Below are 14,549 nucleotides of genomic sequence, written 5' to 3'. Positions count from 1 at the left end.
ATTATTGAGATGTTTTGTCCGTTAGTGCTTAAGTTTAGGCTATTTCACAGAGAGAATTGCTTCTCTAATGGACTTATTTAAGCGTTCGGCAATTTGAGCCACGTTTTCTTCATCGATAATAAAAGGAGGTGCGATGAGGATATGGTCTCCATTGACACCGTCTAGTGTTCCGCCCATTGGATAAACCATTAATAAATTTTCCATGGCTTTCTTTTTAATGTGTTTATGTAGCTTAAGCGCTGGGTCAAAAGGTTGTTTCGAGGCTTTGTCAGCAACTAATTCAACACCTAAAAAGAGTCCTCGACCACGGATATCACCAATATGTTCACTCACCAAATCATCTGCAGCAAAGCTCTTTTTAAGAGCTTTTTTGAGATTCAAGCCTTGTTGTTTGACATTATCCAGTAAATTTTGCTCTTGAATTTCTAATTGCGTGGCGTAGCCTGCGGCACACCCTGTAGGGTGCCCAATATAAGTGTGACCATGCTGGAAGAAGCCAGTACCATTATCAATCGCATCTACAATTTTTTTGCTGATGAGCACAGCGCCAAGTGCTTGATAACCTGCCGCAATACCTTTTGCAATCGTTTGTAAGTCGCCTTGTACACCTTCTTGTTCGCAGGCATGCAAGGTGCCTGTCCTGCCCATTCCACACATAATCTCATCTAGAATTAAAAGCACATCATATTGATCGCAAATTTCTCGAATACGCTTAAAGTAACCTTCGGGTGGGGTTAATGCGCCAGCTGTTGCACCTACGACCGTCTCTGCCACAAAGGCGGCTACATTCTCTTCGCCAAGGTCGAGGATCATGGTTTCTAATTCATTGGCAATACGTTGGCCATATTCGAAATTCGTTTCTGATTCTCGCTGCTCTCGATATTCGTAACAGGCTGAAATATGATGACCTTCAGCAAGTAATGGATCAAAAGGTTTACGTCGCCATAGATTGCCGCCAATCGCTAATGCACCTAGTGTATTACCGTGGTAGCTTTGCTTTCTGGCAATAAAGTATTTCTTATCGGTTTTTCCTTTTTCCAGAAAATATTGTCTGGCGAGCTTCAATGAGGTTTCTACAGCTTCAGAACCACCAGAAACAAAATATACCTGAGAAAAATCACCTTCAGAATGTGCAATCAAGTGTTCGGCGAGTAATTCTTGGGAATCATTGGTAAAGAAACTGGTGTGTGCATAAGGCACAGCATTAATCTGATCGATAATTGCTTGTTTGACGCGTTTATTGGAGTGTCCTAGGCAAGAAACTGCAGCACCCCCGCAAGCATCAAGGTAGCGATTATTTTGCTTATCGATTAAATAAACCCCTTCACCTTTTGCAATAGTCGGCAATTGAGGGTTGCTGGTTCGTTGCATGATGTTGGAATGCTTGTTCATGATGATTTCCTGGTTAATACATCAGTTGTTATCAGTAGAGAGTTTTTGACTATTGCATTGTTTTTGCATTGATGAATTTGTCTAGATTAAATTTACACTCATTCTTATTGGGTGGATAATATAATTTTCTACGCTATCCATGCCTAAAAGTCATATATGATTTATCACCAATTGCCGCCATTAAATTCAGTCAAAGCCTTCGAAGCAGTTGTAAGAGAAGGTTCTATCAGTGAAGCGGCTAGAGTGTTGTTCGTTAGTCAGAGTGCCGTGAGTCGCCATATTACCAAGCTGGAAGCCTTTTTAGATTGCAGGCTGTTTAAACGAGGTAAGTCAGGAAGCGTACCTACTGAAGCGGGCAAAGAGTTTTATATTCAGATTAGTCCTGCGTTGAATAGTATTCTGGAAGCGACGAATAAAATCCGTGCCACGCAATCGGGTGTCAATATTATAAAAGTCAGTTCTCTATCGAGCTTTGCGTTGAAGTGGTTAGTGCCTCGCTTGAAACAGTTTCAAGAGACTCATCCCGGTATTATTCTGGATCTGTCTATATCCGATGATCGTCCGGATTTTGAATATACCCAAATTGATTGTGCAATCGTTTCTGAAGTATCGCCTTTATTTGAAGAAGGTGACGATATGCTTTTTTCGGAACAGCTCATTGTAGTGGCTTCGCCGAGTATTTTGAGTGAGCAAATATTCAAAGATCCGTCTGATATAAAAGCTTTCCCCTTAATTCACACCAAAACTCGAATAGAATTATGGAAAGAGTGGTGCACTGAATTTGAGGTAGACAATACTCATGGATCATTTGCGGGATTAAATTTTCAGGATTTTTATATATCAATCGCTGCCTGTATATCAGGTAACGGAATAGCGCTTGTTCCCTCATTTCTAGTTAGACAAGAGTTGGCAGATGGGAGTTTAGTGCAACCCGTCCCTCAGACTTTATTATCGGGGAAAAAATATAGATTCGTTACGCCGCAACTTAAGAGACAGAATAAATCAGTAATAGCGCTTAGAGATTGGTTGATGCATGAAACAAAAAATGAAAATCTGTAAAAATTGATCAGTCTGCTCTGAAATACCAGACTGGGATTATTCTAATAAACTTACTGACGGTTTAATATCGAATCAAATTTTTTCTCAGCTTTATTCATTGATATGTACTAAGTTTTCAGGTGAGGAGTTTTTGATGTCTAAACCTAAAATAAAGAAAACCAAGGGGAGTTGTCTCTGTGGAGCAGTGGAGTATGAAATCACCGGTAGCTTAGGTGTGTTTCAATATTGTCATTGTTCGCGGTGTAGAAAATTCTCTGGCAGTGCATACAGTGCAAATATCATAGTCGCTCCAAATCAGTTTCAATGGATAACAGGTGAAGAAATGCTGGGTCGTTTCGAATACCCTGAAGCTAGGCATTTTGCCACATCCTTTTGTACCAACTGTGGTTCGTCGTTACCGTGGATTACCAACAGTGAAAAGGCGGTCGTTATTCCTGCAGGAACGCTGGATGGTGATCCAGAACTTAGGCCTTTTCAAAATATCTATTATGGCTCAAGAGCAGACTGGTACGAGGACGCAAGCGAACTCATACGCTATGACGAATTACCTTTAAAGAAAAAGGAATAGTACTGGCTGGTTTATTAGGACTTAGTGTGGAAACTCTCGCGGATCATCGCGGTAACCATCTTTCAGGCCTTTAGTCACAATCGCAACTGCATCGTGTGGGTGCAAGCTTTCCATGTGATTCACACGAATCCAGAAGTCTTCAAGGGTATTGTCAGATTCTAATGCTGCCTGTACACGTCTTGCCGCATCTTCACAAAACATTAGATTAGCTGCATTTAAACGCGCGAATTCCTGCTCGTCTTCACGTTTTACTGCTGCTTGTACAGGGGTAGAAAGCGCATCTTCGATCTGATCAATCAAACGTGAAATAGGCATGTCCTTAACTTGATCTGTCAGTTTTACCCTAACCTGAGCAATGCTTCTCTGGCTATGAGGTGTTGCAGAAATGCCTTCTGTTGTGCCCAGCCATTGGTGAACCTGGCTTGCATCAATTTGGCCGCTATCTCCAAATTTAGTCTGGAAGCCCTGCTGAATAATATCTCGCGCGAGTGCCGCCGAACATGGGCAAGTCGATGAATAAGGGACTTCAATACTTAATTCGGTGGTTAATTCACCTTGGCGCAAAGAAGAAATAGCTCTCACTGGGTAACTCTTCCAACCCGTATTGTCACTGATGAGTGAATCTCTACGTTCAAAGAAGTTAAAACGACATTCGAGATAAGCACTATCACTCTTGCCATCTTGAGAGTTGGCAAACTGTTCTACAACGGTGTGTAGAAGATCAGGAGTGATTGTGTTGTCACTTAATATCTGATCTACCGCCAAATATAAACGTGACATGTGAATGCCTTTGCTCTCTGGGTCGATCAGGTTTACATACGCTTGCACACTGGCAACCGTTTGGATTTCTTTGCCTTTTCCTGTCAGCATGTGCACGGGCAATTCGATCTCACTCATGCCTACCCAATTTAACGTGGCATTCGGTCCAGAATGTGGTTCATTCGTAACATCTGGTAAATTGCAGCTGTTATCGTTACAGCTTTCACTTGCACTCATGGCAAATCCATATAAATAATCAAACAGACGCGCGATTATACAGAAACCTACGCACAATAGAATAGATACCCTATTAGTGTTGTTAGAATGCGGAAATCCCCCTATGTAGCCATATATAGGGAGTTGATATAATTAGATTAACTATAATTAATTTTTTCTTGGTAGCGTATAGGTGTAAAATATACCTAAATTATTACTAATAAATAAATCCTATCAAAAGTAAATTATGAGCGTAGACACCCTGCCAGAAGAAGTAAAAAATATTAGTAGCTATGATGCTTTTAGTAAAGTGCGCAAGCATCTGCAAACTAAAATCATCGGACAAGCATTGCTAGTAGACCGTTTGTTGATTTCACTACTGGCAGATGGGCACCTGCTAGTTGAAGGCGCGCCCGGTTTAGCCAAAACGACAGCAATTAAAGAATTATCCGCTGTTTTAGAAGGCGATTTCCATCGTTTGCAATTTACCCCAGATCTTTTACCTGGTGATTTAACCGGTAGTGATGTGTATCGACCAGAAACAGGCGAATTTGTTTTTCAGAAAGGGCCTTTATTTCATAATCTGGTTTTAGCCGATGAAATCAATCGTGCACCTGCAAAAGTGCAGTCAGCATTACTTGAAGCGATGGGTGAACATCAAATCACCGTTGGTGGAACTACTTATAAGTTGCCGCGACCCTTTTTGGTCATGGCGACACAAAATCCAATAGAGCAAGAAGGAACGTATCCGTTACCTGAAGCGCAATTGGACCGTTTCTTGATGCATGTTTTCATCGATTATCCTGATGCCAAATCAGAAAAATTGATTTTAGAACTCGCGCGCCAACAAGCGCGGGAAGAGTACGAGGATGTTACTAAAACATCATTTAATTTGAGTAAAGCTGATGTAGAACAAGCCCAGCAAGAAGTACTCTCAATCCATATGGCAGAGCCTGTTCAAGAGTATCTGGTTCAACTGATTCTGGCGAGTCGCAAACCAGCCGCTTACAGTCAGGAATTAGCGCGCTGGATTAGTTACGGTGGAAGCCCACGTGCGACAATATCCTTAGATCGTTGTGCACGTGCGCATGCATGGTTACAAGGTCGAGACTATGTTTCACCAGAGGATGTTCAAGCAGTGGCTTATGATGTTTTGCGTCATCGCTTACTTATTTCATACGAAGCCGAGGCCGAAGGCATTTCCGCTGACAACGTTATTGAGGAACTGATTCAACAAGTACCGGTCTCATAACTATGAGTTTGCTTAACCGCTGGTTTCAAGGTCTCAAACGCTCTGAAGCAGAACCTGTTGAAAGTGCGCCTGTAGGTACAGGAACGCACATTACTGCCAAAGAACTGATTAGCTTACAGCAACAAGCACATAAACTGGATATGAGTCGTCGTAGCTACGCGCGATCATCGACTACCGGAACCCATCATTCTTCATTTCGCGGTCGTGGAATGGATTATCAAGAATCAAGAATTTATCAGGCTGGTGATGATATCCGCAATATGGACTGGCGTGTCACGGCGCGTGCTGGTCAGCCGCATACGAAATTGTATCAAGAAGAACGAGAACGCCCAGTGGTGTTGTTGGTCGATTTCAATCCCGGTATGTTTTTTGGCTCAATCAAATCATTGAAGTCAGTCGTTGCCGCCAAAGCTGCAACTCTAATTGCCTGGTCGGTGGCCTCTCGTGGCGATAGAATCGGCGCGTTAATTATCAATTCCAGCCATCACGAATTACCGCCTAAAACCGGTAAACGTGGTGTGCTACAGCTAATCCGTGAATTGGTTAAACACAGTGATCCAGTGCAAGGTTTATCAACAGAGCAAAGCCACACCAGTTTGAATGATGAGCTTAAGCGCTTAAGACGTATTGCTCGCCCCGGGTCGCTGGTTTTCTTGATAAGCGATTTCTACGATATCGATCAGGATACCGCAAACCACATTCAGTTTATTTCGCGCCATAGTGATATTCAGTTGATACAGGTTGTTGATCCTCTGGAAATGGTGCCTCCGCCTCCAGCGCGTTATGCAATTACCAACGGCGAAGACACGGGAATGTTAAATACCCGATCTAAAAAAGGTCGAGAGGATTTTCGTGAGTTTATCAGCCAGCATAATCAGAATATTCAACAACTTGCCCGTAAATATAATCTTTCGTTGATACAGCTATCAACCGCGGATGATGTCTTGCTAGAACTGCAACGTAACTTTGGCAATAGCAAAAGAAGAAAGCCGATGAGTTCGTCGCTGGATGTTCATTCAGAAGGAAAGGCGCAAGAAAGTACACAGGAAAAAACGCCTATAAGTGGGGGGGTGACTTCCACTAAATCCACCAACGCAAGCCGCACATCAAATAACAGCAAGGTTGCGTAAATGGATCCGCAAGAAGCCTTACAACTGAAAGACATACATCTTCCCGGAAGCCCTGATTTGTGGCCTCTGGCTATGGGGTGGTGGTTATTATTTACTCTGATATTTTTAGCCTTATTCTGGCTGTTTATCGTATTAAGAAAACGTAAACGATTAAGAAAAAGAAGAAGAGAACTGCTCAAAACCTTAAGTGATCTAGAGAATAAGTTAAGAAAAGATCCAAGTAGCGAAACGCTGGCCGACGTGAATATATTATTGCGCCAATTGGCGGTAAATTATTATCCACGCTCAGAGATAGCAAGCCTCACGGGTGGGGATTGGTTGCACTTTCTGGATGAGTCTGGAGACACGCATGGATTTAGTCGGGGGGCAGGTCGAATACTCATCGAAGCGCCTTATCAGACTGGAAAAGTGCAGAATTTCAATATCGATGAATTTATTCCTCTGGTAAGGCATTGGGTCAAAAAAACGGCTCAAAGTGGGGGGGTGTGATTTGATTAATATGCTATCAAGTATTGAATTTGCTTCGCTGTGGGTCTTCTGGATATTACCTTTGCCGTTGATCGCATGGTACTTTCTACCAAAAGCGCCAGTAAATAGCAGTGCTGCTTTGAGAGTCCCGTTTTATAAGCAGTTATCACCCAGTCTGCAACAGAGCAAAAAAGGTCCTTCCTGGGTGCGAGTATTGCTGGCGGTTATTTGCTGGATACTTTTAGTGACTGCGGCAGCACGACCACAGTTGGTTGGCGATACAGTACGTCAACCAGTGACAGGTCGTAGCCTGATGATGTCTGTTGATATTTCGATGTCGATGGACGAGCCAGATATGATCATTTCTGGCAGAAGAATGACGCGAATTTCTGCAGTAAAAGCGGTGGCTAGCGATTTTATTCAGAATCGCGAAGGTGACCGAATTGGTCTCATTTTGTTTGGCAGTCAGGCATATTTACAAGCCCCGTTAACCTTTGATAGAAAGACCGTTTCAACACTCCTCGAAGAATCTTTTTTAGGTCTTGCAGGAAGAGCTACTGCGATTGGTGATGCGATAGGCCTCGCGGTCAAACGATTAAGAAATGAAGATGAGAAGAACCGGGTACTGATCCTTCTTACGGATGGTGCAAATACGGCGGGTAATGTCGAACCACTAAAAGCTGCTGATTTGGCAGCTCAGGAAAAAGTGAAAATTTACACCATTGGTGTAGGCTCTATGAGAAGTCGAGATCTGGATGAGCCAACGCTTCAAGCCATAGCAGAAAAGACAGGTGGCAAATATTTTCGTGCTCGCGACGTTGAAGGTTTATTGAAAATTTACAAGGCATTGGACGAGATAGAACCCGTTTCAAAGGATGAGTTGAGTTATCGCCCAGTGGAAGAGCTTTTTTATTATCCACTGGCTATTGCCTTAGGCTTAAGCAGCTTAATTGTGTTGTTTAGCAGCAGTCTAATGAGCAGTTTATTGGCTCCACTTCTGTCTTTGTTACCAGGGTTCAGAAAGAAAAAACCTGTTCAGCCCAAGGAAGTGATCTGATGTTAGAGCAATTTCACTTTACTCAGCCGCTTTGGTTGTTAGCACTTATTCCTCTCTTGATGTTGTTGGGTTTAGGGTTTCGATCGGCTTCATCATCAAAAGCCTGGGATAAAATTATTGATCCAAATTTATTGCCGGTTTTACTCCAGGGTAAACAATCTGGTTCAGACCGATTTGCCAAATCATTGATCGCCATGGGGTGGTTAATTGCTGTCATTGCACTGGCTGATCCTGTATGGGAAAAAATCCCTCGCCCAATTTTTCAAACCAATGCCGCCAGAGTATTGGTATTGGATTTATCAAACTCTATGCTGGTGGACGATTTAAAACCCAGTCGCCTAGCTAGAGCAAAGTTTAAAATTGAAGACATTCTCTCTATGGATGAAGAGGGTCAGACTGGTTTGGTGGTGTTTGCCGGAGATGCATTTATTGCTTCGCCACTGACACGAGATGCCGAAACGATTCGATCCATGTTAAAAGTTTTAACGCCTCAACTGATGCCAGCGCAGGGAAGTCGAGCTGATTTAGGCTTACTAAAAGCGCACGAATTATTCAAGCAGTCGGGCATTATGAAGGGTCAGGTGTTGCTGATTGCTGATGGTGTTAGCAAAAGCGCAGCCGCCATAGATGCCGTTAAAGAGTTGAAAAATGCGGGTCATGCCGTATCCGTTTTAGGTGTTGGAACAGAAGCGGGCGGTGAGCTTAGGTTTAGAAATAACGATAATGTTCTGGTGAAGCTAGAAGCAGATAAACTCACTGAATTAGCCATGCAGGGCGGTGGTAAATACCATTTAATCAGCGCCAATAATGAAGACCTGTCTCAAGTGCTAATCGAACATAAGACGGCAAATGATACGACTGAAAACGCCTTGCAAGAACAGGATATCAATAATGAAGAATGGTATTCAATCGGTCCACTTATCGTGCTGTTACTGCTACCTTTGGCAGCGTTGGCCTTTAGGCGTGGCTGGTTATTGAATATTGCATTTGTGGCTGTAAGTGGGGGGGTGCTATTACAACCTCAACCAGTCATGGCATTTAGCTTAGACGAGCTTTGGACAACCCTATCGCAAAATAAAGAGCAGCGAGCGGACAAGGCTCTTAAAAGTCAACAATACGAAAAAGCCAGAGATCTTAGTAAAGAGCCATTGCGCCGCGGAGCCGCAGAATATAAGCAAGGTAATTACGAAGAAGCATTGCAGAACTTTAAAGAATCTAAAGGTGCAGATGCGCGCTATAACGAAGGCAATTCACTGGCTAAGTTAAAAAAGTACGAAGAGGCGATTAAATCTTACGAAAAAGCGCTCTCTTTAAACCCTGATATGACGGATGCTGAACAAAACAAAAAAGCGATTGAAGAACTGCTGAAGAAACAACAAGAGCAAAAACAGTCTGGAAACGAATCCAAAGAGGATTCAATGGAAAACTCGGAAAATAACTCACAGAGTGATTCTGAGTCGAAAGATCAAAAAGACCAGCAGAACTCAGAGGGTGAGGAAGGTCAGAAAAAATCTGAACAAGGACAGGAATCATCTGAAAAAAGCCAGAGTGGGGAAGATCAGCAACAACAAGACAGCAAAGAAAAGTCTGAAAAATCGGGTGAAGACGATCAGCAGAAAAAAAGTGACAAAAACCAGTTTTCTGATGCGAATAAAGCATTAGATGAGGAGCAGCAGAAAGACGAAGCTTCTGACCCTGACAGTAAACAAGCTGATCAGCAAAATCAAAACGATCAAGACTCAGGCCAGAAAGGAGAAAAAGAAGGACAGCCAGAAGATCAGCAACAAGGCGATGCTTCAGCAGAAAAAGGGCAGGAAAAAAGCCAGCAAGAGCTCGACGAGCAAGCAAAACAAAAAGCTGCAAAACAAAAAGCTGCAAAACAAGGAAGTAACGAAACAGCCGATGACTTGACAGAAGAAGAGAAAATGGCTGCGGAACAATGGTTAAGACGTATACCCGATGATCCGGGCGGCTTACTCAGAAGGAAATTTAGAAGTCAGTATCAACAACGTAACGGAAATATAGATAATTCGGAGCAACCTTGGTAATGAAATTCCAGATATCAATAACGTCACTGTTACTAGCTTTAATGATGTTAGTTAATCTGCCTGCGCAAGCAGCAGTAAAAGCAACGTTAAATCAATCGAGCGTCTTCGAAGGTGATCAGATTACACTGAGTATTCAGAGTGACCAGAACAACGATGCGCAGCCTGATTTATCGATACTGCAAAAAGATTTTGAAGTGCAGGGTACTAGTACCAGTTCGCAGATCAATATCATCAATGGAAATCGCAGTTTCAGAAAAACCTGGACGATTGAGTTGATGCCGAAAGCGGTAGGCAAACTGACTATTCCGGAAATTACCGTTGGCGCAGATAAAACAGATCCTTTAACAGTGACGATTGCCAATCTTCCGCCAGAGGTTGCGGCTGAAACCAGTAAACATATTTTCGTCGAATCATCGGTTGATCTGGATAATAAAGAGACCTATGTGCAACAGCAGATACCGTATACGGTTAAGCTTTATTACGACTCGGCGATGCAAACCGGAGAGGTATTCTCGCCACAGATTGAAAATGCCAATATTCGTGCGTTAGGCAATGATAAAAAATATCAGGTAGTTCGTGCAGGTAAAAAGTATGTCGTGGTAGAAAAACGCTTTGTGATATCTCCTGAGAAAAGTGGTGTGTTGCATATTCCACCAACGATTGTTCGAGGACGAATTGCGCTATCGGGCGGAGACTCGCCAAACCTTAGAAAACGCATGGATGAGACAGATATGCTCAATCAGTTTTTTGGAGGGCAAAATAGAAATCCATTTTTCAATACGCCTTTTGATGAATTTTTTGGTCGTCGTTCATTAGGACCAAGCCGTCCATTTAGTATCAGTGGTGAAGCTATCGACGTTAATGTGCTCCCAGTGCCAAGCAGTTTCAAAGGAGATGCCTGGTTGCCTGCTGAAGAGTTGTTGATGACTGATAGCTGGGCAGAGTCTCCACCTGAACTCAAAGTGGGTGAGCCCGTTACCAGAAAGCTTATTCTTCAAGTCAAAGGTTTGGCAAGTTCGCAAATCCCGGATATCAATATTTCTAAACCTGCTGGGATGAAGGTTTATACCGATCAGGCAAAATCAGAAACGCCAAATGATGGAAACACCATTTATGGTATTCGACAGATAGATATCAACTATATTCCAGGCAAAGCAGGTAAAGTCACCATTCCTGAGATAAATGTGGATTGGTGGGATGTTAAAAATAAAGTAAAGAAGACTTTTACCCTACCAGAATGGGATTTAACGGTTGCGGGCAATCCAGCAGCAGTAAGTGAAAATAGCAATAGCGCAGAAACAACAGCAGGTATAAATGCTGAAACCACAGAAAACGAAACCGAGCAAAATATAACCGGGCAGACAGGTGCTACTGAGACCCCTGAAATTTGGGGTTGGAAAACACTAGCGCTATTGTTCTTGGCTTTGATGGCAATTCTGTTTGTGGTGTTTGGCTTTAAAAAGCGCACAAGTAAGGCAAAAAGTTTAGAAGCGGAACCGAAAAAGGCTGTTCAACTGGTAGATGTGGAGGCACTAAAAACATCGCTTACAGAAGCATGCAGATCAAACGATAAGCATATGGCTGCACGGCTCTTGCTCAAATTGGTTAGAGCGCAATGGAATGATCAATCTATTCAAAATCTGGGTATTCTTGAGCAAGCACTAGGAAAAGGGCGCGAAGTAATAGAAGCGCTTGAAAAGAGTTTGTACTCAGCTGATTCGAGCGATTGGGATGGCAGTGAATTGGATAAGTTAGTGATTGAAGGACTCTATCGAAAGCCTGTTCCTTTACCTCAGAAACAAAATGGACTTGAGCCTTTATATCCTGCTTGATGGTGTGATTGTCAAATAATCAAACACTAAGCTTTTAGCGTTAAAACTTGCAGAGTACAGATAGCTCAATAAAAGTGCCCCAAAGTAGGGGGGTGGCTTAATGATTGCTCGATAAATGTTGTTAAAACACTAAAGCTCTTTGCAGTGTATACAGTCCCATAGCGATGACCAATAAGCCTGCGCCGACTCTAACGGCGGGTAGTTTTACCCATTTGGATAGTCGAGTGGCAATTACCCCCATTGCGAGCAAATTGGGTAATGTGCCTAATCCGAAAAATAGCATAATCAGCGCGCCTTCTAATGCGCTTCCTGCAGATAATGTCCATATCAGAGCTGTATAGACTAAGCCACAAGGTAGCCATCCCCAGATGAATCCCAGTGGCACAGCTTGCTGAAAGTTCGTGACAGGGATAAAGCGTTTGCCAATCGGTTGCAGATACTTCCAGAATTTTTGCCCAATGATTTCAATTTTTGCGAGTCCGCTCCAGAATCCTGCCAGATAAAATCCTAGCGCAACCATAAAAATAGCAGCGATGGTGGCGAGTACTTTTTGAGCTGTTTGTAAGCCGGTTAATTCAATGAGGGAAGAGCCGATAAAAGCAACGATCGCTCCGGCAATAGTGTAACTTGTGATGCGGCCAAAATTGTAGCCGAGTGAAATGATAAATGCGGATTTTTGTGAGGTGTTCTTATTGTTGATATTGCCGAGGCTGAGAGCGCCGACAATACCCCCGCACATGCCAAAACAGTGAACGCCACCCAGTAACCCAGTAATAAAAGCAACCAGGTACTGGGAGTGGTTTAGCCATTCTGGCATGTGCAGCCGTAATTAATTGATGGTTTGGCGCGGCATGTAATGCCCAGCTTCATAGTTTTCAAAAATATCGTCTACCATCGGGTGTTCAACTTCCATATTAGAAGAATCAGTATAGATATTCTGTTCTGAAACGTATGCCATGGACCCTTCTTCGTCTACAAGTACATGATACCAAGGTGCATCTTTTGAAGGTTGGTTGGTTGTGTATTGATCGTACCAATCATCAGAACCCTGGAAATCGGCATCGACGTCTACGATGACTCCACGGAATTTCTGATTTCTATGAATGATTACATCACCAATATTGAATCCTGCTGTTGTTAATATGCTCATGTCATGCCCCTTTCGTTGATGTGTTTTTGCTCTAGCGTTTGTGTGTAACTATTGTGTTTTAAAAGGTTGTTTTAAATCGTTACTTTGTATTGTTGTTCTAACTCTAATCTCACAACTACTAATGTCGCTATTTATATATACTAACGTATGGCTTTATTATTTGGTTTCAAGTAGGTGCTTTATAAACACCTAAGGAACCTTTTCTTGTAAATTTTCTATCAACTAATTGTAATTATTATAGAGAGTTCTTTGTCTATAAAGTGTTGAAAGTTACTGTTGTGTAACACTCTCTTTTAAACATTTTAGCGCATTTAGTCTACGTTTATAAAGCTCTTCCTTGATTTTTTCACCGCTAAAGCCATCTTTGATTATATTTTGTACATCGACATCTGCGGCAGTTTTACGCGCCAGACTGAAAAAAGGCGCTTGCTGATAATCATAGTTTTCATAACCTGGTCGACCATGACTGTCTGCGATACACGCAAGTAAAAATTGCTCAAAGCGTTCCGGTTTGCGAAAAGCATCCGTATTGTTCAAGACTTTCAGTAATGTATTGGCTTTTACTTCAAAAGCCCTGTGGACGTGTGTGTGATATCTTGAAGTGATTTCTGCCAACTGCCTGAATTGGTTAGGAATACGATAACGCTCACATAATGCTTTAACTAAATGAAGCCCTCTTTCTTCATGATCATAATGGTGCGGTAATATATCTTTAGGCGTTGTGCCTTTGCCAAGGTCATGTGTCAACGCGGCAAAGCGAACTACAGGTTCTTCACTTAGAATACATGCTTGTTGAAGCACCATCATAGTGTGAACGCCAGTATCAATTTCCGGATGATGCTCTACAGGTTGAGGTACACCAAACAAACGATCAATTTCTGGGAACAAAACTTTAAGTGCGCCACATTCTCTCAAAACTTCAATAAATATATCTGGAGAGGGTTCAGCTAAGGCTCTAACAGTTTCTTGCCAGACACGTTCGGCAACCAGTGAATCTACCTCACCTTCTTCTACCATTTCACTCATCAGTTTCATGGTTTCATCAGCAACCGTAAATCCCAGAGTTGCAAAGCGTGCAGCAAAGCGAGCTATGCGAAGAATTCTGACTGGATCTTCTTTAAATGCCGGAGACACATGCCTGAGAATCTTATTTTCGATATCAGACAGTCCATTGACATAATCAATGACTTTGCCATTTTCATCTTCAACTAAGGCGTTGATGGTTAAGTCTCTTCTTAAAATGTCTTCTTTTAAGGTGACATCACTATCAGCATGAAATTGAAATCCGGTGTAGCCTGCAGCAGTTTTGCGCTCAGTGCGTGCGAGTGCGTATTCTTCAGCTGTTTTGGGGTGTAAAAAAACCGGAAAATCCTTACCCACAGGAGTAAAGCCTTTCTCTATCATTTCTTCAGGATTCGAGCCAACCACAACCCAGTCTCGATCTTTGACAGGAAGTCCTAGTAATTTGTCTCTTACGGCACCGCCGACTAAATATGTATTCATAATGAAATTATACCCGAAAATAATTTCGTACTTAATAAGTGTTTGTAAAGATCAGTTTTAGCCTGCCAAAACACTAATACCCATTAAGTAGTGGTCAGGTTGTTTTAAATTGACT

At 42.4% G+C, this 14,549-nt stretch carries 13 protein-coding genes; 8 read left to right on the top strand and 5 right to left on the bottom strand.

Translation table 11 applies throughout. The features are described 5' to 3' along the window. Positions 1 to 39: 39 nt before the first annotated feature. Positions 40 to 1,392, bottom strand: coding sequence for an aspartate aminotransferase family protein (locus OO007_RS02890; RefSeq protein WP_325807675.1), 1,353 nt, complete (start codon positions 1,390 to 1,392; stop codon positions 40 to 42). A 156-nt stretch (positions 1,393 to 1,548) separates the two neighbouring features. Here OO007_RS02890 and OO007_RS02885 point away from each other — a divergent pair, with 156 nt between their 5' ends. Together OO007_RS02885 and OO007_RS02880 are read left to right on the top strand one after the other, a co-directional pair. Then, on the top strand, positions 1,549 to 2,451 hold the full coding sequence (locus OO007_RS02885) for a LysR substrate-binding domain-containing protein (protein ID WP_325807674.1): 903 nt from the start codon (positions 1,549 to 1,551) through the stop codon (positions 2,449 to 2,451). A 133-nt stretch (positions 2,452 to 2,584) separates the two neighbouring features. Further along, complete coding sequence (locus OO007_RS02880) at positions 2,585 to 3,019, top strand: GFA family protein (protein WP_325807673.1); 435 nt, start codon at positions 2,585 to 2,587, stop codon at positions 3,017 to 3,019. A 21-nt stretch (positions 3,020 to 3,040) separates the two neighbouring features. Here the strand turns inward: OO007_RS02880 and folE2 are convergent, their stop codons facing one another. After that, on the bottom strand, positions 3,041 to 4,015 hold the full coding sequence (gene folE2, locus OO007_RS02875) for a GTP cyclohydrolase FolE2 (RefSeq protein ID WP_325807672.1): 975 nt from the start codon (positions 4,013 to 4,015) through the stop codon (positions 3,041 to 3,043). Between the two features lie 226 nt (positions 4,016 to 4,241). On the opposite strand from folE2, the gene OO007_RS02870 reads away from it, so the two are divergent. Genes OO007_RS02870 through OO007_RS02845 form a run of 6 tightly spaced genes read left to right on the top strand, consistent with a single transcriptional unit; the run spans position 4,242 to position 11,781 of the window. Further along, a complete protein-coding gene (locus OO007_RS02870) occupies positions 4,242 to 5,246 on the top strand; it encodes an AAA family ATPase (protein WP_325807671.1) in 1,005 nt (334 codons plus the stop codon). A 2-nt stretch (positions 5,247 to 5,248) separates the two neighbouring features. Next, a complete protein-coding gene (locus OO007_RS02865) occupies positions 5,249 to 6,376 on the top strand; it encodes a DUF58 domain-containing protein (protein ID WP_325807670.1) in 1,128 nt (375 codons plus the stop codon). Then, positions 6,377 to 6,865: a DUF4381 domain-containing protein gene (locus tag OO007_RS02860; protein ID WP_325807669.1), complete on the top strand. Its 489-nt coding sequence runs from the start codon at positions 6,377 to 6,379 to the stop codon at positions 6,863 to 6,865. A 10-nt stretch (positions 6,866 to 6,875) separates the two neighbouring features. Continuing rightward, positions 6,876 to 7,901 (top strand): vWA domain-containing protein, encoded by a 1,026-nt coding sequence (locus OO007_RS02855; RefSeq protein WP_325807668.1) that lies wholly within the window; start codon positions 6,876 to 6,878, stop codon positions 7,899 to 7,901. Next, complete coding sequence (locus OO007_RS02850) at positions 7,901 to 9,949, top strand: vWA domain-containing protein (RefSeq protein WP_325807667.1); 2,049 nt, start codon at positions 7,901 to 7,903, stop codon at positions 9,947 to 9,949. Before OO007_RS02855 ends, OO007_RS02850 begins: the two co-directional genes overlap by 1 nt. Continuing rightward, positions 9,949 to 11,781: a BatD family protein gene (locus OO007_RS02845; protein WP_325807666.1), complete on the top strand. Its 1,833-nt coding sequence runs from the start codon at positions 9,949 to 9,951 to the stop codon at positions 11,779 to 11,781. Before OO007_RS02850 ends, OO007_RS02845 begins: the two co-directional genes overlap by 1 nt. A gap of 121 nt (positions 11,782 to 11,902) precedes the next feature. Here OO007_RS02845 and OO007_RS02840 read toward each other — a convergent pair whose 3' ends face one another. The 3 genes from OO007_RS02840 to OO007_RS02830 form a co-directional block, all read right to left on the bottom strand. Further along, positions 11,903 to 12,598 carry a sulfite exporter TauE/SafE family protein gene (locus OO007_RS02840; RefSeq protein WP_325807665.1) on the bottom strand — a complete coding sequence of 232 codons (696 nt, stop codon included), beginning with the start codon at positions 12,596 to 12,598 and terminating at the stop codon, positions 11,903 to 11,905. 12 nt (positions 12,599 to 12,610) lie between these two features. After that, entirely contained in the window at positions 12,611 to 12,931 is a 321-nt protein-coding gene (gene hspQ, locus OO007_RS02835) for a heat shock protein HspQ (RefSeq protein WP_131904514.1), read from the bottom strand. 270 nt (positions 12,932 to 13,201) lie between these two features. Next, complete coding sequence (locus OO007_RS02830) at positions 13,202 to 14,434, bottom strand: multifunctional CCA addition/repair protein (RefSeq protein ID WP_325807664.1); 1,233 nt, start codon at positions 14,432 to 14,434, stop codon at positions 13,202 to 13,204. Positions 14,435 to 14,549: the final 115 nt, after the last annotated feature.

The sequence above is a fragment of the Cocleimonas sp. KMM 6892 genome, from assembly GCF_035798195.1.
Classification (GTDB): domain Bacteria; phylum Pseudomonadota; class Gammaproteobacteria; order Thiotrichales; family Thiotrichaceae; genus Cocleimonas; species Cocleimonas flava.
Note: the sequence above shows the minus strand (reverse complement) of the source record. Positions and strands in the feature narration are given on the sequence as shown.

Excerpts from the sequence above, each read along its gene's own strand:
- hspQ (WP_131904514.1), bottom strand. The coding sequence starts at position 12,931 with ATGAGCATATTAACAACAGCAGGATTCAATATTGGTGATGTAATCATT.
- OO007_RS02885 (WP_325807674.1), top strand. The coding sequence starts at position 1,549 with ATGATTTATCACCAATTGCCGCCATTAAATTCAGTCAAAGCCTTCGAA.
- folE2 (WP_325807672.1), bottom strand. The coding sequence starts at position 4,015 with ATGAGTGCAAGTGAAAGCTGTAACGATAACAGCTGCAATTTACCAGAT.
- OO007_RS02845 (WP_325807666.1), top strand. The coding sequence starts at position 9,949 with ATGAAATTCCAGATATCAATAACGTCACTGTTACTAGCTTTAATGATG.
- OO007_RS02870 (WP_325807671.1), top strand. The coding sequence starts at position 4,242 with ATGAGCGTAGACACCCTGCCAGAAGAAGTAAAAAATATTAGTAGCTAT.
- OO007_RS02860 (WP_325807669.1), top strand. The coding sequence starts at position 6,377 with ATGGATCCGCAAGAAGCCTTACAACTGAAAGACATACATCTTCCCGGA.
- OO007_RS02830 (WP_325807664.1), bottom strand. The coding sequence starts at position 14,434 with ATGAATACATATTTAGTCGGCGGTGCCGTAAGAGACAAATTACTAGGA.
- OO007_RS02840 (WP_325807665.1), bottom strand. The coding sequence starts at position 12,598 with ATGCCAGAATGGCTAAACCACTCCCAGTACCTGGTTGCTTTTATTACT.
- OO007_RS02855 (WP_325807668.1), top strand. The coding sequence starts at position 6,876 with ATGCTATCAAGTATTGAATTTGCTTCGCTGTGGGTCTTCTGGATATTA.
- OO007_RS02865 (WP_325807670.1), top strand. The coding sequence starts at position 5,249 with ATGAGTTTGCTTAACCGCTGGTTTCAAGGTCTCAAACGCTCTGAAGCA.
- OO007_RS02850 (WP_325807667.1), top strand. The coding sequence starts at position 7,901 with ATGTTAGAGCAATTTCACTTTACTCAGCCGCTTTGGTTGTTAGCACTT.
- OO007_RS02880 (WP_325807673.1), top strand. The coding sequence starts at position 2,585 with ATGTCTAAACCTAAAATAAAGAAAACCAAGGGGAGTTGTCTCTGTGGA.
- OO007_RS02890 (WP_325807675.1), bottom strand. The coding sequence starts at position 1,392 with ATGAACAAGCATTCCAACATCATGCAACGAACCAGCAACCCTCAATTG.